17 protein-coding genes and 1 tRNA gene are annotated in these 23,571 nt (G+C 52.8%); 5 read left to right on the top strand and 13 right to left on the bottom strand.

All coding sequences use genetic code 11. The features are described 5' to 3' along the window. Positions 1 to 115: 115 nt before the first annotated feature. Positions 116 to 1,219 carry a glucose 1-dehydrogenase gene (locus HOV93_RS03960; RefSeq protein WP_207395165.1) on the bottom strand — a complete coding sequence of 368 codons (1,104 nt, stop codon included), beginning with the start codon at positions 1,217 to 1,219 and terminating at the stop codon, positions 116 to 118. 202 nt (positions 1,220 to 1,421) lie between these two features. Here HOV93_RS03960 and HOV93_RS03955 point away from each other — a divergent pair, with 202 nt between their 5' ends. After that, positions 1,422 to 1,922 (top strand): DinB family protein, encoded by a 501-nt coding sequence (locus HOV93_RS03955; protein WP_207395164.1) that lies wholly within the window; start codon positions 1,422 to 1,424, stop codon positions 1,920 to 1,922. Between the two features lie 2 nt (positions 1,923 to 1,924). On the opposite strand, the gene HOV93_RS03950 is transcribed toward HOV93_RS03955, so the two are convergent. Continuing rightward, positions 1,925 to 4,357, bottom strand: coding sequence for a HEAT repeat domain-containing protein (locus HOV93_RS03950; RefSeq protein WP_207395163.1), 2,433 nt, complete (start codon positions 4,355 to 4,357; stop codon positions 1,925 to 1,927). Positions 4,358 to 4,709: 352 nt separating this feature from the next. Here HOV93_RS03950 and HOV93_RS03945 point away from each other — a divergent pair. The 4 genes from HOV93_RS03945 to HOV93_RS03930 all read left to right on the top strand — a co-directional run bounded on the left by HOV93_RS03945 (position 4,710) and on the right by HOV93_RS03930 (position 9,317). Next, positions 4,710 to 4,783, top strand: a tRNA-Met gene (locus HOV93_RS03945). A gap of 432 nt (positions 4,784 to 5,215) precedes the next feature. Then, positions 5,216 to 6,286: a tyrosine-type recombinase/integrase gene (locus tag HOV93_RS03940; RefSeq protein WP_207395162.1), complete on the top strand. Its 1,071-nt coding sequence runs from the start codon at positions 5,216 to 5,218 to the stop codon at positions 6,284 to 6,286. A gap of 241 nt (positions 6,287 to 6,527) precedes the next feature. Next, positions 6,528 to 7,328, top strand: a complete 801-nt coding sequence (locus HOV93_RS03935; RefSeq protein WP_207395161.1) for a hypothetical protein — start codon at positions 6,528 to 6,530, stop codon at positions 7,326 to 7,328. Positions 7,329 to 8,654: 1,326 nt separating this feature from the next. After that, a complete protein-coding gene (locus HOV93_RS03930) occupies positions 8,655 to 9,317 on the top strand; it encodes a hypothetical protein (RefSeq protein WP_207395160.1) in 663 nt (220 codons plus the stop codon). Positions 9,318 to 9,423: 106 nt separating this feature from the next. Here the strand turns inward: HOV93_RS03930 and HOV93_RS03925 are convergent, their stop codons facing one another. The 11 genes from HOV93_RS03925 to HOV93_RS03875 all read right to left on the bottom strand — a co-directional run bounded on the left by HOV93_RS03925 (position 9,424) and on the right by HOV93_RS03875 (position 23,547). Next, complete coding sequence (locus tag HOV93_RS03925) at positions 9,424 to 9,894, bottom strand: hypothetical protein (RefSeq protein ID WP_315853341.1); 471 nt, start codon at positions 9,892 to 9,894, stop codon at positions 9,424 to 9,426. After that, entirely contained in the window at positions 9,894 to 10,079 is a 186-nt protein-coding gene (locus HOV93_RS03920) for a hypothetical protein (RefSeq protein ID WP_207395159.1), read from the bottom strand. Before HOV93_RS03920 ends, HOV93_RS03925 begins: the two co-directional genes overlap by 1 nt. A gap of 4 nt (positions 10,080 to 10,083) precedes the next feature. Beyond that, complete coding sequence (locus tag HOV93_RS03915; RefSeq protein WP_207395158.1) at positions 10,084 to 10,644, bottom strand: sulfotransferase; 561 nt, start codon at positions 10,642 to 10,644, stop codon at positions 10,084 to 10,086. A 206-nt stretch (positions 10,645 to 10,850) separates the two neighbouring features. Further along, on the bottom strand, positions 10,851 to 11,534 hold the full coding sequence (locus tag HOV93_RS03910) for a hypothetical protein (RefSeq protein ID WP_207395157.1): 684 nt from the start codon (positions 11,532 to 11,534) through the stop codon (positions 10,851 to 10,853). Then, positions 11,518 to 12,015: a hypothetical protein gene (locus HOV93_RS03905; RefSeq protein ID WP_207395156.1), complete on the bottom strand. Its 498-nt coding sequence runs from the start codon at positions 12,013 to 12,015 to the stop codon at positions 11,518 to 11,520. Before HOV93_RS03905 ends, HOV93_RS03910 begins: the two co-directional genes overlap by 17 nt. 5 nt (positions 12,016 to 12,020) lie before the next feature. Further along, complete coding sequence (locus tag HOV93_RS03900) at positions 12,021 to 12,326, bottom strand: hypothetical protein (RefSeq protein WP_207395155.1); 306 nt, start codon at positions 12,324 to 12,326, stop codon at positions 12,021 to 12,023. A 584-nt stretch (positions 12,327 to 12,910) separates the two neighbouring features. Further along, positions 12,911 to 15,646: an MGH1-like glycoside hydrolase domain-containing protein gene (locus HOV93_RS03895; RefSeq protein ID WP_207395154.1), complete on the bottom strand. Its 2,736-nt coding sequence runs from the start codon at positions 15,644 to 15,646 to the stop codon at positions 12,911 to 12,913. A gap of 205 nt (positions 15,647 to 15,851) precedes the next feature. Then, the gene (locus HOV93_RS03890) at positions 15,852 to 18,605 is read right to left on the bottom strand and encodes a hybrid sensor histidine kinase/response regulator (protein WP_207395153.1); all 2,754 of its coding nucleotides are present in this window, start codon (positions 18,603 to 18,605) and stop codon (positions 15,852 to 15,854) included. A gap of 250 nt (positions 18,606 to 18,855) precedes the next feature. Then, entirely contained in the window at positions 18,856 to 20,064 is a 1,209-nt protein-coding gene (locus tag HOV93_RS03885) for a VWA domain-containing protein (protein WP_207395152.1), read from the bottom strand. Positions 20,065 to 20,077: 13 nt separating this feature from the next. Further along, positions 20,078 to 22,426, bottom strand: a complete 2,349-nt coding sequence (locus HOV93_RS03880; RefSeq protein WP_207395151.1) for a DUF5682 family protein — start codon at positions 22,424 to 22,426, stop codon at positions 20,078 to 20,080. Then, positions 22,423 to 23,547, bottom strand: a complete 1,125-nt coding sequence (locus HOV93_RS03875; RefSeq protein ID WP_207395150.1) for an ATP-binding protein — start codon at positions 23,545 to 23,547, stop codon at positions 22,423 to 22,425. The genes HOV93_RS03880 and HOV93_RS03875 overlap by 4 nt, the downstream gene beginning before the upstream one ends. Between the last annotated feature and the right edge of the window lie 24 nt (positions 23,548 to 23,571).

Here is a 23,571-nt window from a genome sequence, read left to right as displayed (position 1 = left end):
GATGCGCAAACATCAGGCCCGTATGAATACCCGGGACCAAAGCAAGCACGCAGATCGCAGCCTGCTAAATACCCGGACCTCATAACGGGCCCTTCTCAAATTGTTGACCGAGCGGTTATTCGGAAGCGACGTTCACGTATACCTTCAGGGCCGAACTGTCCTCGACCAACAACCGCATCATCTCGGCATAGTTGTCCAAGCCGTCGACCGGGTTGGTCAAGATCTTTTCCAGCACGTTAGGGTACATCATCTCGCCCAGGGCCAGGTCTTTGATACCCATCTCGAAGTGATCGCGGTTGGCATTCACGCTGCCCAACAGAAGCTTATTGCCCAAAACCCATTCCAGGTTAATCTGCGAGGTAGGCAGTTCGTGCTTATCGCTGTCGCCGGTCACACTGGTGAAGACCAGCACGCCGTTGAGGCCAAGGTACTTCATGCTTTCAAAAGCGATGATGCTGCTACCGGTGGCATCGACGATGACATCAGGACGACCTGTCTTTTTGACCAGTTCGTCCAGGTCCGTTTCCTTTGTACTGACGTAATTGGCCTCCATCCCCTCAGTGATCTCTTGCTTGAGATGCGGGCCAGGGGAACGGGCAATCGTGCTGACCTGCAGTCCCCGCAGGCGGAGGCAAAGCGTGGTGAGCAAACCGATCTGACCAGCACCCATCACCCAAGCGACCTTCGGACTCCAAACCTTCATACGACGCTGCACTTCGTAGGCCTGATGTACGGCCTTGGCCGCGCAGCTCATAGGCTCCATCAAAACGTGCAAATGGGTCAGCCCTTGTGGGACGCGGATAATGTAATCTTCTTCGTCGACAAACTTCTCGGTGAGATAACCATGAAGCAGGTTGATGCCGCGTTCGTAGTAGGTTTCCTCGCTGGTCATATCGTAGGTGCCGATCTGGTCGTAGATCGAGCTACCCGGACGGCGAACCGTGGCGGTGACGTAATCGCCGGGCTTGAAACGCGTGACGTTCTCGCCGACTGCTTCAACGATGCCGAACGATTCGTGGCCAATCACCATAAAATCGTCGCCGGGAGGGGCGTTGCCATAGAGGGCTTCGTTGATTTCTTTGTCGGTCGCATCAACCCCGACTTTCAGCACCTTGACCAGGACGCCCTTGCCGTTGGGGAATTGATCGAGGGAAGGTTCAGGGATATCACGAAGATGAACGCTGTTGGGGGTCCCGGGTTTAACCGCAATCGCCTTCATAAGGAGCCGACTCTTCAGGATAGTAGGGTGAATGGTTGGACGCGTTTGTGCGTTAAAGCAGCGTAATTTACCATAATGACTACCTTAGAGGAATCGGGGCGATAGCATGAAGTTCAATTCCATTAATGAACTTTGTGCGCTGAAAGGTTGTCCAGCTTGGGGCACCGCAAAATGAAAGTAACTTCTAATCCTCGGGGAAATTATGACCGAATCTGCTCCCTTTCAGCGTTACTTGGATCTGGCTCCAGAAGAGAACTGCGCGATTGCGTTACAGATACAATTCGAGCAAGAACTTCCCAAGCTTCAGCTCGTTTCGGAAGATCAGGCCACCATCGTGCATCCCCCGTATCAGTGGACCATCAAGGAGGTTGTCGGACACTTAAGCGACACCGAGCGTGTCTTTGCGTATCGAGCCCTACGCTTCGCTCGCGGAGACGCCACCCCGCTGCCCGGTTTCGAGCAAGACGACTACATGCTGGCAGCCAACTTTAACGATCGACCCTACGCAGAGCTGGTCCAGGAGCTATACCTGGTTCGGCAATCGACAATCGAACTGTTTCGCACGTTGCCCAAGGAGGCCTTAGAGCGAGAAGGCACGGCTAGTGGCTTTCAATGGACGGTCCGAGACCTGGGCCGCTGCAGCGTGGGGCATGTGCGTCATCACTTGCAGATCGTGCAGCAGCGGGTTGGTTCAGCTTCGTAAGCCTATCTTCGTTGTTGTTCCTGTCGTGGCGAGTGCCGAGCATCAATCTGCTGCTTCAAACCACGGAAATCAGGATTGTTGGGGTCGATTTCCAGTAGATCAGCAACAGCTTGATCGGCTTCGTCCCAGCGTTCCAAATACTGTGAGATCAGGGCGTACATGTAAGCGTACTGAACGCTATTCGGCTCTAGCTCTTTGGCTTTCTTGTAGGCGTCGAAGGCCTCGTCGTAGAACGGTCCGGCACTTTCCGGCGTGGTGTTACGCGCGGCCAGGTACAGGGCCGATCCGAACTGGTACTGCAGCGGGGCGAAGTCGGGCTGTTGGCTGACGTCACGCTTCAAGTTGTCGAGTTCTTCCAGGCGGAAGCGGGCAATCTCGACGGCTCGTTCGGCCAGGCCGGTCGTCATTTGTTCGGCCGCCGGGCGGTTGCCTTGGACGACCAATTGTCGCATCCGCTGCTCTTCCATGTCTTGCCGCTGCTGCAGCAGGCTAATGAGATTGGAACGTGGTCCAGTGAAGTTCGGCCCGATGCGAATGGCGGTGCGGTAGGCCTGTTCAGCCTTGGCGACGTCGCCTATGCGTTCGTACAGCACACCCTGCGAGAGATGCGCCGAGGGTTGATCGCTATCGCGTTCCAACTGCACGATCGCCTCGTTCAAGGCCTTTTGGAAGGCCTCGCTCTTGCCACGCAGGCGAAGTGCTTCGGCATCTTGATTGGCCAGCGACCAAGCCGCTTCGGTCCGCACAGCACGGTCTTCGTCGGAGAGACGCGTGAGCAGGGCATCGAGCACCTGGCCTTGAACATCCGGCGCTACGGCCGGCAGATCACGCAGGGTTTCGATTGCGGCGATACGCACCTGGGGGTCCTCGTCGGATAGATAACGTAGAGCCGTTCGGACCCCTTCCTCGTTCAAGTAATTGGCGAGATACATCATCCCGCTGGCCCGGACAATGCCTGGTTGCTGCGTGTCTCGAACCAGTTCAATCAGATCTTCACCGGCGTTGGGCTGGTTATCCCAAGCTTGTTTCAGCTTGTAAGCGAAGTGCTCTCCCTTGGGAATCTTCGAAGTATCGCCATACCACTGGTCGACCGCATCGAGCGCCCATTGATCGACTTTGGCTAAGGCTTGGCGAACCTTATCGTCACCACCGCGGGCCAGCGCCATCCATTGGTCGTAGCGTTTAGCCTCGGGATGTTCTTCCTGAGGAAGCTCTGCCAAATCGAGATGGCATTGTGTGCATGCGTTGGGCGTGCCTAGGTTGACCGATAGATCAGGGCGAGGGACGCGAATGCTGTGATCGCGCCGTGGATCGACCTCCATGTAGGTCGTCTCCGGCATGTGGCATTCAACACAAGATGCTCCGGTGGAGCCTGTCTTATGGAAATGATGGGCTGGCGAATCATACTTCCCAGCGGGATGCTGGTGACACGACGTACACAGCTTGTTTCCTTCAAACTTGAGTTTGGTCGAGTGAGGATCATGGCAGTCGGTGCAGCGGATGCCTTTGTGGAACATCTTGCTTTGCAGAAACGAACCATAGACGTAGTCCTCGTCCATGATTTGGCCGTCGCAGTAGTAGGTGTGCTGCGAGATAAGCTCGTTGCTGTACTGATCGTAGAAGTTATCGCCCATCTGAAAGTCGGGGCAAATTACCTGGCGACGCGAATGGCACGTTCCGCACGATTCGACCTGATTAAGCTGAGCTTCGGTCGAATCTCCTTTGAGCTTCTTAAGTCCGTAGCCCAAGTTTCGGTCCCAGAACAGGCTCGTCGACTTGGCAAGTTTCACGTGGGCGCTGCCCGGGCCGTGACACGTTTCGCAGCTGACGTCTATTTCTGAAAACGTTGTGTGGAACGTGTCGGTAGCCAAGTCGTGGTTCTTCTGCAAATTGGTCGAATGGCAGTCGGCGCAGTAATGATTCCAGTTTTGCGTGCGACCCGTCCAATGCAAGGGATCGTCGACTTCCAGCTTTTCCTTGACGTCTGGTGGCGAGAGATAGAACCATTGTTTCTTTTCGGTGTCCCACGAAACGCGGAGAACCTGCACGCGGCCGATTGAACCTTCTTCGGAGCCAGGCGTTGGGGGTTCGATCTCGACCATGTATTGCTGCAAAGGACTCACGCCAAAGACGTACTTGATCTCGAAGTCTTGCATCTGGCCATCGGGACCTTCGGTGTTAATCATGAACTTGCCATCGCGGCGGAACATTTTCGACGTAATGCCGTAATGTTCAATCTCTTGCCCATCGAAATCGGCCAGCACCGTTTCCTCGGTGGCAATGTCCATGGCCTGGTCGTGGTACGAGCCTTCCCACTTGGCGTGCTCAGACTGATGACACTCGATGCACGAGTTTCGCCCGACATAGGTCAACTTCGTGTTCGACGGCATCGCGTAATACCAGTCGGCCGTGACCAGGGAGACAGCCAAGAGCATGAAAATCAAACTTCCACCAGCTAGAAGAACCCAGCGAGGCATGGTCGTGGAAGGGGCGGACGGTTGCTTGCGTTTTTGCTTGCGAGATGCCATGGATTGAGGGGGAAAAGATCTTATTTGGGGATAAGTGAGTCGAGAAACATACCATTATTACGAGTGTGCCCCCGAGAAGGGAACATGCCGACTCACTTATGGAACCAATTCCCCCAAATCGACTGCCTGACTGAGCCAGTAGGTCGACCTATTCTATCTATACCGATGGATCCGTGCTTTCCGCACGAAGATTACCGCGGAGGAGATGTTTCCCCCGTTGACGAACCTAACGGGAAAACTTAATGTCTAGGGTTTCCATGGCGGCATAGCTCAGTTGGTTAGAGCAGCGGAATCATAATCCGCGTGTCGGGGGTTCGAATCCCTCTGCCGCTACTAAAAACAGAAGCCGTAAATTGTTGATTCACAGCAGTTTACGGCTTTTTTCGTGTCTTGGTGGGTCTTTCTGTATTCGCCCCGATTGTTCCGAATATCGTCCCGGATTGCATACGGGATTGCATACGAGATTGATTGCACCCTCTCGGAATCGTTATGCTGTAGGCAAACACGCGGATTCTGTATGCAATAGGGGTTCGGACAATGCCAAGAAAACGAGAACTTACTTGGGTGCCTCAGAGAAGTTGTTGGTCAAAGTGGTATCGGGGCAAACGCTACTACTTTGCAACCGGGGGAGTCTGCAAAGGGAAGACAGACACAGACGGATATCAGCAAGCTCTTGATGAATGGAAGGGCGTCAAAGCCTCACTGGCTCAGGATCAGCAAACAGATTCAGTAATTGCCGGGCCTGATCGGTTGATTGGCGTCAATATGGCGAGTGACTATAAGTCGCTTCGTGTCGCCCCTGGGATTCGGGCAAGCTCGGGAAAGAAAGAGTCTGACCTATCTGAACTGCTTGACGCCTATCTTGAGATGCGAAAGCGAGAAGCCGAATCAGGGCAGGTATCCGTTAAGACCTACAGCGAACACCGACAGAAGCTAGAAGACTTTCGGGGCTTCTGTAATTTCAAAAACGTCGAGTTGGTTGATGAACTAGACGAAGCTTATCTAGACGTTTATCGAGCCTACCAGCTTGAGCTAATCAACATGAAAAAAGCCGATGGCGGTATCAGTGCAGTTACCGCCAAGAAACGGCTAGGAACTCTCAAGCGGTTTATTGAATGGGCATACGAACGAAAGCACCTTGACCGGCTTCCCCGCACGATACGCACCTATGCCAAGATTCGGCTTCCTGATCCTGCCCCGCTTTTCTATACGCCTGAAGAGGTCAAAGCGATCTGGAACAAAACGACACAGAGAACACACCTATATATCGCTTTGGGGCTCAATTGCGGTTACACGCAGAAAGACATAGCCACCTTGACCCATGAAATGATTGACTGGGAAACCGGCATTGTCAGAAGGAAGCGACACAAGACGCTAGGACGGGGCAAGTCTGCTGCACTCCAAGTGCACAAGCTTTGGCCGATCACTCTTGAACTATTGAAAGAAGAGACTCAAAGCAAGACAGGGCTTGTTCTCGTTGGCGAAAATGGAAAGCCTCTCTATACCGAGTCAATCAAGGAAGACGGGAATCTATCGGGTACTGACGTAATCCGCCTGGCATTCAACCGAGCCAAGAAGCAAGCCAAAATTGAAGACAGCCGGGGATTCAAGCACTTTCGCAAGTCAGCAGCCAACGAAATAGAAAAACGTTTTCAGAATGCCCCGCACTTGTCGAGCTTGTTTCTAGCTCACAGTGAAGTCAGCGTAAAAAAGCACTACGTTGAAAGTCACTATGACTTGCTCTTTGAAGCTCTGGATTATCTTGACGGTCTCTATGATCTAGCAGCCGAGCCAAGCGAAGAGACAGAGGAAGACAAGGAAAGCTCAGAGGTATGACCTTATTGGCATAAGAGGCAAAACTGCCGTTTTGTTGGCAGTCTTTGACTTAGCTCGAATTTCAATCGCCAGCCGATGCGACGAATGCAGAAAAGTTCAGGCGCGTTCTAACGCGCAATCGATTGCACTGTCTAAAGGGCACTTTCTCGGATGATCCAACCACCCATTGCCGCTAGAAATCTAGTTCTCGTTTCGGTAGATTCTTTCTCAGAGCAACATTGGCGTTATCAGAGGCTAAGCCATGAATGAAAAAAGCAAAGATATCGAAATTGGACGCAATCCGGCAGCATGGCTTGCAAAAATGTGCAATGTGTTGGCATCTAGTACAAGAAATGAAAGCAATGAGACTTATTTTGAGCTTGCCCGAAAGTTAATGGACTCAGATACAATCACCAAAGAAGATAGTTGGGAGTTTGCTTTTGCATTCGCTTCACAAATTCACTATGCCATAGAAGACATTGAACGAACGCTGAATAATCTATATCCCGATTCGTTTGAACTGTTTGAAGGTGCATGGACTCATGCCAAGTCAACATTTCTTAGCGTTGGATATTCTAGCTCGTGGAAAAATTCCCGTGAACTATTTCGAGATGGACGAGTTGCTCAGACTTGTGAAATGATTGCTGCGGTTATTACGAAAGGTACGAATCCGAAGACAATTTCTGCTTCTGATTTGCTGCTGAATGCCGAAGCCCTCTTTGAAGCTATAAAGGCTTCGGATGTGTCCGACGACATCAAGCAGTGGCTACTCGGCTTGGTATCTTCCCTGATCAAAAGTATTCACGATTATCAAGCATATGGATATTCCAATTTCGAGGAACGTATAAAGGTAATCCTCGGCGAACTATCTTTTCATCATGATATTGTTGCCGAGTTTAAGGAGAAGAACCCTCAGACTTGGGCTAAATTCTGGAATATTATCAGTCTGGGTGGCGCAGTTGTGCGTACAAGCAACGCCGTTCTCACTTTGACTCAGAATGCCCCCAGGCTTTTAACGCTATTCGGAAATGGCGGAGATAACGTTCCGCAGATACCGGAGTAAACTATTGCAACATCGATGACGGCTTTGATGGTTGTATGACATATTGTTTGGCATTGTGCTTTCAAAATGATCTCTCTCAGGTATTGATACTCTCAGGTCAATTAACTATCCTACTCAACTGCAGGATGGAGCCGGAAGATCACAAGTCTGACGGTCATCTCATTTCTCTAATTAGATGACGACACTCTGAGATGGGGGCAGGCCATCTTTTGACTTCTTTTATTGAGGTCAATGGATGGCCTGTCGGGAACGGGGACCCGCGAGCTGCCAGTAAGGCTTTTCCAATCCCTTTAACCTATCATAGGAGGTCTCATGAAATGGGATTTCGCAGTGGTAGCCGTTATTATCGACGTACTACAATTAGTAGTTGGCATCGCCAGCCTAATCGTAGCTATCATTCTTTAGTACGCTGTCCTTGCGCTGGAGGAAGCCATGGCGAATCCAGCGCCCTGCTTTTTTGGGCAACTCGAATAGAAGTCATTTGAGCTGCTAATCTGGGTATTCTTTCCGTTTAGATTCTGGTACACGCGCTTGTGTTACAGATGGCGCTGAAAATATAGGCAGTCGGTTTACCTCGGGGCTAGCGTTGCCTGGGTCAAGCAGAAGGCTCTACTAACCATCCGAGCGTTATTGCAACCAAGTGCATCCAATTCCCAACGAAGTACCTCTATGGCTGTCACTGTGTCATTTAGGGTTCTCAACTGTTTTGGGTTAATTGAGACCGAGAAATCAGGGCTCTTTGACTCACTGGAAATGTGCCTATTGAGGTGTACCCAAAATGAAACAGGCTAGCAAGCGATAAAACCAGCGAGTTAGCGGGCAAGACTAGCCAAAACCGGGAGACACCCTAAATGACACACTCGGTACGGACTCCAACCGTTTGGAAAAGTCGGGAGACAAAGGAACGGGGAGCAGAGCCGCCCAGGTCCCTCTAAAGTCCTGGACGACTCGCTCAACCCTTCACCACCACCCGCACGACACACAGGGAAGCTAAGGAATTCCCTAGTGCGGGCAGCAACCCCACCACTCAACAAAGAAAAGCCCGGGGGCCTAAGATTCGGGGATAGAAAACGAATACAGTTACAAGATTGATATAGGCTCACATATAAGGGATGATATCGGGCTCGGTAGTTGGGCCAGTTTGCTCGGGAGTTGGATTCGCAAAAACGGTTAAGGCGTGTCCAGATTCCCTTGGGAAACCCCTAAACCCGTAGCTATTGTGTATTTTTTTGTTCCGGAAAATCGGCAATTCACTTTCACTACTTCCAAAGGTAAGAGTTTCCTGTGCCTTTTCGCGGTATGAGTTCGGTAGACCGATGGTCCTACGTGATGTGGGCGGTATTGCTAGTTGCGATTCTTGTTTTTAGCTTCGCCAATGCTGGCGACGATTTTAAAGAGTGGATTTCTATGACTGGGTATGAAACTGCAACAGTGGTTACTTCTATTTGCTCCGTTTTCGCGACTCTCGTTGCAGCATTTGTGGCGTGGTATGGCCCGAAGATGAGCGTGAAATTGGCTCATCAAATGATGGAGTCGGATAATGACAAGCGAGAAGTTGCAAAGCTAATTCGGGAAATCACTCATGATCTAGATGTGTTCAGAATGGCGGTGAATGACTCGGGCTTGTATATCGCATCCTCAGATAGATGGCATCGTGTTTTGATACACCTTTCTCCACTTGATAGCGATTATGAAACGGAACGAGAAACGGCAATTCAGCAAAGGGACAGAGAGGGTATGCTTGCAGAAAAGGCGACGACGAAGGCACTAGACTACCAAGCGAAGCTCAAGTCTCGCCAAATATCCGTTCGGTTGCTCTTTCCAGATGAGGGAACGGACTGTGCGAAAGCCATCGAAAACGTAATTAACTTGGATCGAAATCTATCGAGTACTGACCCAAGAGACCTCTTGAATTTCTCGAAAAAGTACACGGACGCGATTTCTAAGGTGCATGACGAAATGGAAAAACTGTATGAGACTTTGAAGTAGGAATAAACCTGCCACTTCCCGACTCCAAACGTGTGGAGTCTTTAAAATCGCCAGGGTCCCGAAGGACCCCAGCGACTAGCGGACCTTCCGGCCACGCTGGCGATGATCAGAGATTACCCTTGCGACGTTGGAGGTGTTCCCAGTCGGAAACATCCTTTTCAAGCTGGCTTAAGGGTAGGTGTTTCGGTCGGTTAGGATCGGGTGTCTTGCCCCGCTCATTAGCTCGGTAGTCGTTGACGAATTCCCGAGCTTCAGCTTCGGTAACGTAAGTCAACAAGTTACCGTGAGACTGTACCGCAGCGTTCTGGGGGTCGTCGTATTGGTCGACTACCTTTGAGACGACTTGCCAAGCTTCAGTGTTGCCGTACGTCTTGTGCATCCGAGCGTGCAAACGTTGCTCGGCTTGCTCCCGATTTTCGGCGTAGACCCAAACGTATTTTTCGGGCCGACAGCGGAAACGGAAAAACGTCTTAATACAAGTCGGGAGCAGTGCCCGTAGCTCATCGATACGAGCTTCGCATTCTGCAATCTCACGGAGGATATCGTTTCGATCTAAGGTATTGGTTTCGGTGCTCACTAGGTGGTGACCTTATCTGAAGTTTGGCGATGGCTGATGATGAAATACTTATTACGTTCGCAACCGTTTGCACCCATCCGAACGTGAAACTCTCGTAGTGCGGAAGCTAGGCAATCGGCGTAGATCGACATCGACGATATCTTCCGTCCGCTCATTCGATATTCGACAATGAACATGGAACGCATGGTTTTAAAGCTTCTCGCGGATTTGTTCGAGTTTTCTCTCCCCAGTATTCAGTCGGGGAAAGCCATTTTCTCTTCCGGGTACTTCCAAGAAGTCAGCAATCTTCTGTCCGGCTTGGTCGGGATTCGAGCAAACATCGACAACTAGAAGTTGATCGAGCTTGCCCAATCGCTTGAAGGTTTCGCGTACTTTGTTTTCGTGTTCGTTCTTCTGCCGTCTCCAAGCTTGAGTGTCGATTTCCTTCCAGGATTTGTTGGTAACTGTGCGATTGTGCAGAACATGAATGATGCGGCTTGTGATCCATTTTTCAGTGTCCCTCGTTGTCATGATGAAACGGGCATCTGGAAAAAGTTCGAGGAACTTTTCAAGGTCGACATCTTCGGGGAAGTCGAAAAAGGCGTCATATTCTGAGACGTAGGGAATCGACTTTTTCGAGCCGTTGACAGCGTCTCTAATCCGCTTGGCGTCGGGTCGGTCATGCAGAACCTTGAAGCCCAGACTCTTGGCAAATTGTGAAAGACTCTTAGTGCCAGTTTTGTTGATGCCGATTCCGAAAACCTTCCTCACCGTTGGCTGTCCTTATCTTTGCAATCGAAATAGCAGGCCAGAGCCCGAAGCGTTGCCAGACTCAAACCTTTGCCCCCGCTCTTAAGTCGATGGAAAGCGGACTTTGAAAGATCAATAGTCGTATAAACGTCTTGTGGTTTTTCGTCCACTAATCGGGCTAGGACTTCCCGCTCTATCGAGTCGAGTTGCTGCAATCGGGTCATGGTCTACCGGAAGCAAGGAGGAAACATGTTTGCTAGTTCTGGGTGAGCATCCTCTGGCGTGTCCGCTTCCTTTTGGACCTCTTCCGTCACTTCACAACTTGGGAAGATGTCATCGAATATGGCGTTTTTGTCTTCCGCAGATTTGGCGACGACAAATTTTGCGTTTGGGTTTGCGGGGACCGTCACAAGAGAGACCTCCCATAGTTCGATGTCGGTTAGGTATTGCTTAGCCATACCGAGAAAGTCCTTAACGGCCAACGTAAGGCCACGCCAAGAGAACCCGCCAAAGAGACCGGATTTTACTTTTTCGATAACTTCGGGTTTTGTAACTTCGGCAGTGACGAACAAGCCGAGTGACCCGTTCCGGAATTCGGGAGCGTCCTTTTTGGGGTAGGTGTTTATTTGCTCCCCACTCTCAGAGTCGAAAACGCCCCAATTGTCGATATCCCCGATGTCGCTCAAGAATGCTTTATTCAGCGTCATAATCTGGCCTATTGGGTCTCCTTGGTGTTGCTCCAAAAGCTGGGGCAATCCGTCCCAGGTGAAGCTAGAAACGTCGACAAGGTGCCCCGAAAGATCGATATCGGCGGTCGACGCAAAGCCAGACACAATGCACTTATCAGCCGACTTTGAAACGACGAGGGGAGCCCCGAAAAGAAGCTCTAGCAATTCATTCTTCTGATTCATCGGGAATCCTTTGAAAGAAATAGGGGCGGGAGCCGTACTCTTTCAAGCAAAGCTCATCGGCAGCACGCATTGCGGCCCCGAAGTTGGGAGCGTAGGTCTCGTGAAACTGGACGACGCCGTCCCGATCCGTTGCCGAAAATTTGAACCGTTGAAGCTTGAGCTTTTCGGTAAGCGTCCCGACATGAACGGCTAGAGCTAGTTGAAGAGTCGCGATATTCTCTTGTAGCGAGTCGATGATTTCGAGAATTGCATCGGCCAAAAACTCAATTTTCCCGTCCTCGTTCACGTACTTAAGAAGCTGGTTTCTCTTCATCGTCCCGAGGGTAGCTTCACAGAGCGGTATGAGGTGCGTGATTCGGTCCTTTGTTCCAAGTCGACGGCTAACCCGGGAAACGCAGTCATCCGGATTATCAGCGATAACAAACGCACCAACCGGGAGACCGTTCTTTATTGCGGTGACAGCGTAGAGTGTTTTAGGCATGGGAATTATTCCGGATCGGTGAAGACGAAAATCGAATCTAGGATTGCGTTCGGGTCGTCATTATTGGTTCGGTGCAAGTCGTCAGAGCACGGCAAGCGTTCTTCTCTTATGACTTCGTAGGGGACTTGCTTCCCGTACTCTTCAGCAGCTTTGGCTACCTCCCGCCCCTTTTCCACTACCCGGAACATGAGGCCGATTTCGGTAGCCATAGTTTCGATGATGACGGAAGCGACTTTCCGTAGCTCATCCTCTGACATGTCCGAGGGATCGAACCCCAGACGAGACCGGCAATATTGGGATAGCTGTTTCATGGCACTAGCTGAAAAATCGGGGAGGTGACATTCGCTAGCTCATGATATCACTGTCCAAATAGTTGGACAATAACTTTTTCACAAATAATTGCGAATCAGTGAAGTACTCTTTAGGAAATGATTCCGACGTGGGAAACATTTTGTCCAATCGATTGGAGCGAGTAACAGCAGAATCTTTCCAGGAGAACCCTAGAGCGGCGGAATGAATGGGGTTATAAAAGGGATAGAAAAAGGTCAAAACGGGGTTAAAAAAGGGATAAAGATTGTCGCCTAGAGCGACGTAAACCCAGAATTAGAAATGGCTTACGGCAAAAGCACTCGGAGGCATCATAATCCGCGTGTCGGGGGTTCGAATCCCTCTGCCGCTACTTGAATGTAACTTATTGTTACAACAGACTTTACGATGATGCTTCGCTCTTTATGTGGCGAAGCTTTTTTCTGCGCCGTTTATTCTTCCGGCGAAATGACTAGGCAGGTAGGCCGATGCCAATTAGACAGCGGCTAACCCAAAACCAGCTCTGCTGACAGGTTGTTTTGCAGAACTGGTTCATGATTGTCTCAGAACTTCGCAGTGGAGACACTGCTCAGGTTTGCTTGCTCAGCGTCTTTGGCTGGCTTTCCGTGGCGTCGGGCGTTTCGTTCCGTCGTGAAGCAAGCGTGCCCAAGATGGGGGAAATCAGGGCGGTCCAACCGGTCTGATGACTTGCTCCCAGGCCTTTGCCTGTTTCGGCGTCGAAGTATTCGTAGAACAGTACCAGGTCGCGCCAGTGCGGGTCGTTCAATAGAATTTCCGTGCGAGCATAGCTGGGCCTGTCTCCTTCGGAATTGGCTAAGAACAGCTTCGATAGCCGCTTGCGAATCTCGTCGGCTACCTCTTGCAGGTCCATGTACTGGCCGCTTCTGGCCGGGCATTCGACCCGGAGCGACTTACCGTAGAACAGGTGGTATCGTTCCAATGCCTCGATAATGAGGTAATTGAGAGGAAACCAGATTGGTCCGCGCCAATTTGAATTGCCGCCGAATAAACCGCTGTCCGACTCGCCTGGCAAATACTTCACGCAGAGACGTTCGCCGTGCAGTTCGTACTCGAAAGGATGTTCCTCGTGATATTTCGAGAGGGACCGGATGCCGTAGGCGGAGAGGAACTCGTCTTCGTCGAGCAAGTATCTCAGCATGCGCATCAAGCGATCTTTGGTGGGAATCGCCAGCAATCGATGCCCGTCGCTTTCCCCTTCTGGCTCTCGCTCCATATAGGTCATGAACTTAGTCAGTTCCGGACGGAAATTGAGGAACCAATCCATACGTTTGCGAAAGGCGGGAAGTTTGGCGATTGTTTTTTCGTAGATTACGTCGACCGTCAGCAGAGGAATCAGACCGACAATAGAGCGAATCTTGAGAGGAATACTTCTTCCGTCCAGATGCAAGTGGTCGTAATAAAAGCCGTCTTCTTCGTCCCACAGGCCTGTCCCGTCCAAGCTGTTCATCGCCTCGGCGATCGAGACGTAATGCTCGAAGAACTTGGAAGCCATGTCTTCGTAAGCCGGATTACCGTCGGCCAGTTCAAACGCGATAGAGAGCATGCTTGAACTATAAAAGGCCATCCAGGCGGTGCCATCTGCTTGTTCTAAATGACCGCCGGTGGGTAGTGGTTTCGAGCGGTCGAAGATCCCGATGTTATCGAGCCCTAAAAAGCCGCCACTGAAAACGTGTTTGCCGCGGATATCTTTTCGGTTGACCCACCAGGTGAAGTTCAGCAGTAACTTCTGGAAAACACGTTCCAAGAAGACGCGATCACGGTCACCGTTGGACGCGGTCATCTGGTAGACCCGCCAACATGCCCAGGCATGAACCGGCGGATTCACATCGCTGAAGTTCCACTCGTAGGCCGGCAACTGTCCGTTGGGGTGCATATACCACTCGCGGAGGAACAGGATGGCCTGTTCCTTGGCAAAGAACGGATCGATCTTGGCGAACGGTATTAAATGAAACGCCGAATCCCACGCAGCGTACCAGGGATATTCCCACTTGTCCGGCATCGAGATGATGTTCTTGTTGTACAAATGCCCCCAGTCGGCATTGCGCGGGCTGGGCGCGCCCGGCATTGGGTTATCGTGGTTTTTCTTAGGGTTGCCGTTGTTCTCGAGCCAACGCGGTATGACGTAGTGATAAAACTGCTTCGTCCACAAGAGACCAGCGTCAGCCTGACGCAGAACCGATTGTTCGTCTTCCGTTAAGCCTGGGGCGACCAGCGATTTAGCGTAGCGATCGGCCTCGTCGACGCGTTGAGCGAAGATGTTTTCGAACTCGGCTCCGAACGGCGTCTCAGGAAGGTCATTGTTCGGCGCGATCCTTAGGCGAAACTGAACGGACTCGCCGGCAGGCACCATGCACTTGAAGTGTGCCGCGGCTTTGGTACCGGTGGGATTGGGATTAACGACCCCTTCCATGTTGTGAACGACCGCCAGGTGAAAGGCATCCTTGCACGAAGGTCGCCGGCTTTCGCCATCTTCGAAACGCCAGGTATTGGTTTCGTTCTCGGTAAATAGCCAAGGAGGCGTCTCGCCGTCGGGGCCGTCGTCGACGAAGACTCGATACTCGCCCAGTGTCTCGTGGCTGACTTGCAATTGATCGGGAGCAATCTCTTTAACGGACGGTTTTACTTCTGGCTTTTCCAGCGTTGGGCCCCAGGCCCACGTATTTCGAAACCACCACGTCGGAAGCAGGTGAACCGGGGCGTCTTCCGGTCCACGATTAGAGATAGTGATCCGAATGAGAACATCTTCAGGCGACGCTTTGGCGTACTCGGCCTGAACGTCGAAATATCGACCGTCATCAAAGATGCAGGTATCGGTCAGTTCGAACTCGGGCTCCTCACGATTCCGCCGCGCGTTCTCTTCTCGCAAATGGTTGTAGGGGTATTCGGCTTGCGGGTACTTGTAGAGGGCCTTCATATATGAGTGGGTTGGCGTCGAATCGAGGTAGTAATAGGCCTCTTTGACATCTTCGCCATGGTTACCCTCGGGACCCGTCAGCCCGAACAGACGCTCTTTGAGAATGGGATCTTTCTCGTTCCATAGTGCCAGGCCAAAACAAAGTCGACATTGACGGTCGGAAATGCCCAGCAGGCCATCCTCACCCCACCGATAGGCTCGCCAGCGAGACTCTTCGTGGGTAAAGTTGAGCCAGGGTTCGGCTTCGACCGTGCTTTCTCGAACGGTGCCCCATTGTCGTTCTGCCAGATAGGGCCCCCACCGCCGCCAATTCGCTCCCTGTTCTCGACCAGCCTCTGCAGTAAGCCGATCCCATTCCGCTTCTGGCATATTTCTCCCATCAAATAGGCACCAATCTGCCTACAAAAGTTGCTAAGCGTGCGCACAAATAAAGCTTACAGTCGTCATCCTGACAACTATCGACCGTATCTTACCAAGGTCGAAAAATTTTATGCGAATCCTATTCCCAATTTATGGAAAGATCGACGATTTTCTTAGTGACACAAGAGATTGCGGGCATCAGCAGAGTGGCCCACTAGGGCAAAGTCTGCCGACCGTCGACGATCTGAGATGCTTCCGCAAAGAGCGTATCAAGGTGATTTCGCAGTTGCCGAGAGAGCTCTCTGACCCCGTCGTTCGCATCCTGATGAGCAGCTTTTTCGATTTGCAGGGCAATGTCACCGGCCTCGGTAGGGCCTATAATGCGTAATGAGCCGACCACCGTGTGGGCAGAACGGAAGACGGCCTCGCCGTTCTTTTCTTCAATCGCTTTGTCCAAGGCATTCAGCAGTTCCGGCGTCTCTTCCAAGAAGAGATGCAGCAGATCGAAGAACAATTCCTTATCGCCGTCACATGCCCGCAACGCGTGCGACCAGTCGACCTGCGGATCGGCTGCGGTTGCACTAGGTGTTTCATCCTCGGCGGCCGGTTGTTCCGCATCGAAGAATTCTGCAATCGCCTGATGCAATTCTTGAATCCGTAGCGGCTTGGAAGTGTAGCCATCCATGCCAGAGTCCAAGCATTTTTCACGATCTCCGGCCAACGCATGCGCGGTCATGGCGATGATTGGAACGTGTCCGCCGCGTTCTTTTTCGCGTTCTCGAATGTACTGAGTTGCCTGAAGCCCATCCATCTCAGGCATCTGCACGTCCATCACAATCAGATCGAACTGATCGTACTCCCAACGGTCGATGGCCTGCTTGCCAGATTCGGCAAGTGTCACGTCGTGTCCCCATTTTTCCAGTAACGCAATCGCCAGACGCTGATTGGCCCGGTTGTCTTCGGCCAAAAGAACTTTGAGCGGTCGAATCTTCGGCAGGTTGCCTATCGACTTGACTTCGTTCTCGTCCTCTGGCGAAGCAACTCCGAGAGCCACGATGATTGCATCGAACAGTTCCGACTGTTTTGCCGGCTTCATAAGAAAGGTACTGATCTTAAGATCTTCGCACCGCCGACGCGTGGTGGGCCGTTCGGAAGAACTAAGGACGATTACTAGTGTATCCTTCAGGTTCGGAATCTCGCGCACTGCGGCGATCAGGTCGATTCCATCCTTGCCGGGCATTTCAACGTCGGTCAATAAAATCGAGTGAGGGTCGCCGACCGAATAGGCCTCTTTGAGAAGCATTAGCCCTTCTTCGGCATCGGCCGCTAGTTGCGTCCGCATTCCCCAGCTACGTGCGATTTCATCGAGAATAGTTCGGTTGGTCGCGTTATCGTCCACGATTAACACGCGGGTGCCCTGGATGCGAGCCGCTGCGCGAGGGTGCGGAATGCGATCGGCACGAGTCACGGGGAAGGGCACGGTGAAGTGGAATGTGCTACCTTCTCCTACGGTGCTCTCGACCCAAATCTTTCCGCCCATGAGTTCGACGAGCCGGGCACAGATGGCCAGCCCCAAGCCTGTTCCGCCGTACTGCCGAGTCGAACCGGAGTCGGCCTGCTCGAAGGCCTCGAATATTGTTCCCAGTTTATGGTCAGGGATTCCGATGCCCGTGTCGTGGATCTGAAAATGAAGATCGACGTTGCCGTTGTTCGACGATTCGACCTTAACATCAAAGTCGATTTCTCCCTGTTCGGTGAACTTGATGGCATTGCCAACCAGATTCACGATAATCTGGCGGAGTCGGTGCGGATCCCCTTCAATCATTGCGGGAACGTCGCCTTCAAAGTGGCAAGTAAGCTCCAGACCGTTGCCTCCGGCCCGGACGCCAAGTGGCTTCATCATATCGCCGACCGTTTCGCGGAGATCAAACGGTTTGCTGACCAGGTCTAACTTACCGGCCTCGATCTTCGAGAAATCAAGAATGTCGTTGATTACCGACAAAAGCGATTCACCTGACTCGTGCACCATTTTCAGGTAGTCGCGCTGCGTCTGGGTGAGGGACGTATCGAGCAAGAGTTCGGCCATGCCAATGACGGCATTGAGCGGTGTGCGAATTTCATGGCTCATGTTTGCGAGAAACTCGCTCTTGGCCCGGTTGGCCTCTTCGGCGGCTTCCTTTGCTTTCAGGAGAGCTTCGACTGCCATTTGGCGCTCGGTAACGTCCCAGAAGATTGCCTGGGTGCCAACGATGTTTCCATGAGCGTCCCAGATCGGCGACTTCATGACTTCGACCCACGAAGTGTGGCCATCGGTCGTGTTGACTTCGATGTCGCGAAACTGTTTGCCAGACTCGGCCACCTTGCGGTCATCCTCGCGAAACTTTTCCGCGACATCCACCGGCGAGAGGTCGAAATCGGTTTTGCCGAGAATGTCTTCGACCACGTGACCGGTGAATTCGCTGTATGCTTTATTGGCGAAGATAAAACGTCCGTCGAGATCTTTCTGCAAGACGCAAACGGGAAGTGAATTGACGAGTCCTCGGTAGCGTGCCTCCGAGTTTTCGAGCGTGGATTCGACCAGTTGGCGATGCGTGCGTTCGATCGCATAACGTACGCACCGCGTGAGCGAATCAGGATCGACGTTCGACTTGGGAAGGCAATCTTGCGCGCCCTCCTGGATGGCTCGTGCAGCTAGATCGCGATCGACTCGATCGGATAGCACCACGACCGGCAAATGAGGAGATTGGGCGTGCAGCGAGCGTATGGTTTCTAGCCCGTGGCTATCTGGTAAATCGAGGTCGAGCAAAATGACATCAACCGGACCATCGGATAGCTTGGCGAGGCCCGTGTCGAGACGATCGGCGTGGACAAGCGAGAAGCTTTCTTCGGCTTCGCGCAGGTAACGCTCGACCAGACCGGCTTCTTTGGGCGAGTCTTCGATCAAGAGAATGCGGATTGTTTCAGGCATTGGGCAGCGCATCCTTCCACAAGGGGTGCCAACCATCCTGGCGGCAATCGACTGATGTGGTGATTGAGTGACAAGGGAGGCAAACTAGTCATGGGGCAGTTTCGCCTATTTCCTATTCTAAGAGAGCGAAATCTGGCGAAAAGGCTTTTGTCCTAATCTTTTTGACTGACAAGCGATTCGTCTGGCGAATATTCACACGGGATTCTGGGATAGGTTCCGTTGTTAGGTCAGTCCTGGCAGGTTGTATCGACTAGCTTCTACTTTCGGTCGCCGTCTCGGCAAACTTCTTCAGGTCGTTCCCTCGCAAGACGGCCTCGAGCATGTCCGGCAGGCGATTGGGCGTGCAAGCAAAGCATGGCATACCCAGTTTTGCCAGCTTGTTGGCCAGGTTCTCGTTGTATGAGGGCTTTCCTTGATCAGAAATAGCCAACAGCACAATTGCTTTGAGGCCACCTTCCAGAAGGCCCTCCATCTTTCGGACGAAGCGGTTTTCGTTGGGGCTCGTGTCGTAGAGGTCGCCGAGAACGATGTACAGCGTTTTATCAGGCGTATGCATGAAACGCTCGCAGTAGCTGGTGGCCATCCAATAGTCTTCGGCCCCGCTTAGCTGAACACCGAAGAGTAGGTCGACCGGGTCGTGGCAATGCTCGGTCAGGTCGACGACCTCTTCATGATTGAACGCCACGACATGGGTTTCCACAGCCGGCATGCTCGCTAGAATGGCTCCCATGATTCCGCCGAAAATAAGCGACGAATGCATCGACCCGGATTGGTCCATGGCGATGATGATGTTCCAATCGTTTTGACGTTGCTGTCGGCTAAAAAAAGAGATTTGCTCAGGGATGATCGTTTTAAGCGTGGGATTATAGTTCTTGATGTTCTGCCGAATGGTCCGCGTCCAATCGAGATTCGGTAAACTGCGAAACGGAGAATGTCGGTTGCGATTGAGCGCTCCGCGAACCGCCTGGACGAAGCTTTGCTCCAGACGGCGGCGAATGTCTTCCACGACCGTCCGTACCAAGTCCCGAGCGGCATCTTTCGCTTTCTCGGGAACCAGGTTCTTGAGTTCGAGCACGGTACTGGCCAGGTCTAACGAGGGCTCGACCTTAGAGAGAATCTCAGGCTCGAATAGCAACTCCTTCATTCCCCGCCGCTCAATCGCATCGTGTTGGATCAGGGTCACGACATCAGTAGGGAAGAAGTTGCGAATCTGATCGAGCCACTTGGCAACCTTGGGGGTGACGCGACCTTTGGCGGGGCCATGCCCCACCTTCTTATCGCCGGAAGCCCATTCCTCTTGAGAAAGCTCGTCGTCACCGCCGCCATAGATTTCGGCGAGCGCTGCGTCCATTTCCAATTGTTCGGAAGATAGGCTGCAGCCTGGCCCCATACTGCCTAGTGAGTCCTGCGTTGCGGCCCCGAGGATCAGACGCCAGCGTGCGAGTTGTTCAGCATCCATTTGTGGCGGTCTCTTAAAAGTCGTCGAAATCGAATTCGTTCAAGTCAGAGAGCTTTTCTTCTTCCGCCTCGCTCAGAGGTGCTTCCAGCAAATCGGCGGCCTCGTCTTGGTTGAGTCCCCAGTGTTCTGCCAGGTTCTCGCAAATCTGACGTCGTTCGCGCGGGAGAAATTGTGCAAACGCCCGACGCAAGAAGACCAACGCCCGTTTAAATTGATCTTCCTCAAGCGAGGACACATACTCGGCCAGTTGCTCCCACAGGGTTTGTCTGGCCAGCAATGCGTAGCGATTACGTTGGGCCAACCCCTCGAACCAGCCAGCTCCTAAATCAGCAGGAACGCCCGGGGACAATCGCCGCGAGACTTCACGCGAGAGGGCCTCGTTCGGAATCAGTCCACGCTCCAACAGCAGGGCACAAGCGTAGCCAGACAACAGCGCGTTGCGATCGTCGGAGTCGGCAAGTTGCTGCAGACGGTCCGTCCAAAGACATTCTTCGACTCGCTCAGCGAACTCTAAACCAACACGATTGGTCAGGTCGATTGCTTCTAGCAGTGACACGGCCGCGCTATCGTCGCAGTTGGCGGCCGAATAAAGAGCCAGCGAGGCCTCGACAAATAGTTCTTCGATCAAAGGAATCAGCGGTCCCGGATCGAAGCGGCGGACGTTTCCGTAGCGAACGACCTGAGCCAGCTCAAATGCCGCCCTGGCAATCGCAACGAAGTCGGAAGTGCCTGACGACAGCTCTTGTAGTCGTTGCCGAGCTTGGTCCATGGCCTCCATCATGCCGCACTGACAAGCATCGTTGACCAGCTTGGCGGCATCAGCGATCGTGCGGCTCTTTTCCAAGAGTGTGTTGAAACGGAACGCGGTCGCGAGAAGGATCGTTTCCCCCTCGAGTACAGCCTCGACCAAGGCGATTTCGCTTTCCGGCGTCCACTGTACAATCCATCGCTCGGCCCAAGTGGTCGATTCCTGACGAGCTTGCCCCCACTTAGCAAATGGAACGCCGAGCATACGCAGGCGATGGAAAAGCGAAGACCGGTTCAGATCGAGGAAGGCCGCTTCTTCGCTGGCTACCTGGCGATTTTCACGTAAATCGAGGTCGAGAGTTTGCTCAACCGCAGTTTTGTATTTCGATAGCTTGAGCCGCTTCAACTCTCGTTCGAAGTCGGCCTGAATCGAAGTTTGGCTGACCCCCTCTGGCAGTTCACCAATCTCGGTCCCGACATCAACCCGCATCAACGCATCTTTTACCGTCGACCGTTCACCACGACCGAGCAGGGTAATCGCTGCGTCCCGCAGATCGCTGAGGGTCGGAGCCTGACCTCCATTTAAAGCCGAAAGCGTTTCGGCCAGACGAACGCCTTCGATGACTTCGGCGGTCGAGCGATGGGTGCCAGCTTTTCTCAAATTGGTGGCGACCTGAGCAAGATAGCGATGCGATAGCCCACGAATGTTTCCTTCGTTGAGCGATCGCCAGAGAAGTTCGAAGTAGGCCGGGGCACGATTGCCGGCACCATAACCTGACTGTGAGGACAGCTTGAAGTAGGAGTACGGCATTAAGGTAAGTTTGCTCGATCGCCGACGCAGAGAAGTAAGCTCTTGGTCGGTCATCGCCGGAAGGTCACCTCGCAGCACCGGTGCATGAAACGCCCCGACGACCGCCACGATCTTTTCAGGTGGCGTGCCGGCATCGATCGTCTGCTGAATACGACGACGCATGTATGCTTCGCGCACGAGATTCTCGGCACGCCAGTGAGGTCGATCTTCTTCTAGGTCACGCATGGCAGCGCCGAACTCGAACGAGCAACCACGGTAGCTTCCCTGGGCCTGGTTATGCTCGAAATGGCGTTCCCAATAGGTCTCGAAATCGGTTTCCCCAGCTTGACTGGCAACACGCTCGTACAGTGAGAGCTTGGTTTGTTCCAGCGGAGTGGCGACTTCGTCTGGATCAGAAAACTCGTTGTCGTCGGTTGGGCTGTCGTTCGTTTCTAATGCTTCGCGACGCTCTTTCTCGCGGCGTTCGTATTCAGCGTCGATCAATCCTAGAAAACACTCTGACGGAAGGTCAAAGAACTGAGCATCAACTTGGTTTTCGGCAGCCCACAGAATGGCCTGAAACTCAGGACTATATCGGGCAAAGGGAGTAACAATCGTCCGCACCGGCAGCGTATCGGTGTAAGCCAGAATAGCAATCGGCGGACGCGTTGTCTGGCGGGTCATATCGGGAACGAGCGGTGTGGCGTCGTCGATCCCTTCGACGAGAATCACCTCAGGGCGTATCTCGTCGAGATAATCGCGCAGCTGCCAGGCCCCCATCGGAGAGAGGTGACGTACGCCGAAGATGGGAATCTGCCAACTCACGCGTTGTGCTCCGAGCAGGCGTTGTAAAGCGACCGCCAAGCAGAGCCGCGTTTCTTAAGGACATTCTTCAGGTACTCTTGCCACGCAATGCGATCTTTTTCTTCGTCTTTCACAACCGCGCCTTGCAGGCCTGCAGCGATGTCTTGGGCCGACACCGTGCCGCTACCAAAGCTGGCAGAAAGAGCCATGCTGTTGGCCAGTACCGAAATGGCCTCTGCGGTGGAAAGAACGCCGGAGGGGGACTTCAATTTGTTTTTACCATCCAAGGTCTGCCCGCTGCGGAGTTCACGGAATATGGTCACCACCTGTTCGATGGCATCGGTGGCAGGCAGTTCCGACTTCAGTGCCAGATTTGTGGCAAGTTCCTGGACGCGTTTGCCCACGATCTCAATTTCGGTTTCGATGGAACTTGGGGTGGGAAGCACGATGATGTTGAAGCGGCGTTTAAGGGCGGCCGACATGTCGTTCACGCCACGATCACGCGTGTTGGCTGTGGCAATGATGGAAAAACCCTTTTGAGCAGGGACTTCGATGGCCAGTTCGGGAACGGAAAGCCGTTTTTCGGAAAGCAGAGAAATCATCGCGTCTTGGACCTCGGAGGCGCAGCGAGTAATCTCTTCAAACCGGGCGAGGCTGCCACTTTCCATCGCGCGGAATATGGGGCTCTTGATTAATGCATCGCTGCTAGGACCATGGGCGATGAGCATCGCGTAGTTCCAGGTATAGCGGACCTGTTCTTCGGTGGTGCCAGCTGTACCTTGGACGACTTTGGTCGAGTCGCCGTTGATCGCGGCGGTCAGGTGTTCCGAAAGCCAGCTTTTGGCGGTGCCTGGTTCGCCGATCAGTAGCAGGGCGCGGTCCGTGACTAGCGTCGCTATGGCGATCTCGACTAAGCGATTATGCCCAATATATTTTGGAGTGATGGCGAGCTTACCAGCCTTGCCACCGCAAATGTAGGTGTGCACGGCCCTGGCCGACATCTTCCAGCCGGGCGGTTTGTCGTGTTTGTCTTCCTTGATCAGCGCCTCGATCTCTTCGGCAAACATTTGTTCGGCCGTCGCACGAAGATCGCCGTTTGTCTCGGGCTTTTTCGAGGCGGAGGAAGTCGACTTCTTCGCCATGGGAGAGTCCTTGCTGAGGGGGTT

The sequence above is a fragment of the Bremerella alba genome (assembly GCF_013618625.1).
Taxonomy (GTDB): domain Bacteria; phylum Planctomycetota; class Planctomycetia; order Pirellulales; family Pirellulaceae; genus Bremerella; species Bremerella alba.
This window is presented reverse-complemented; position numbering and strand designations above follow the sequence as displayed.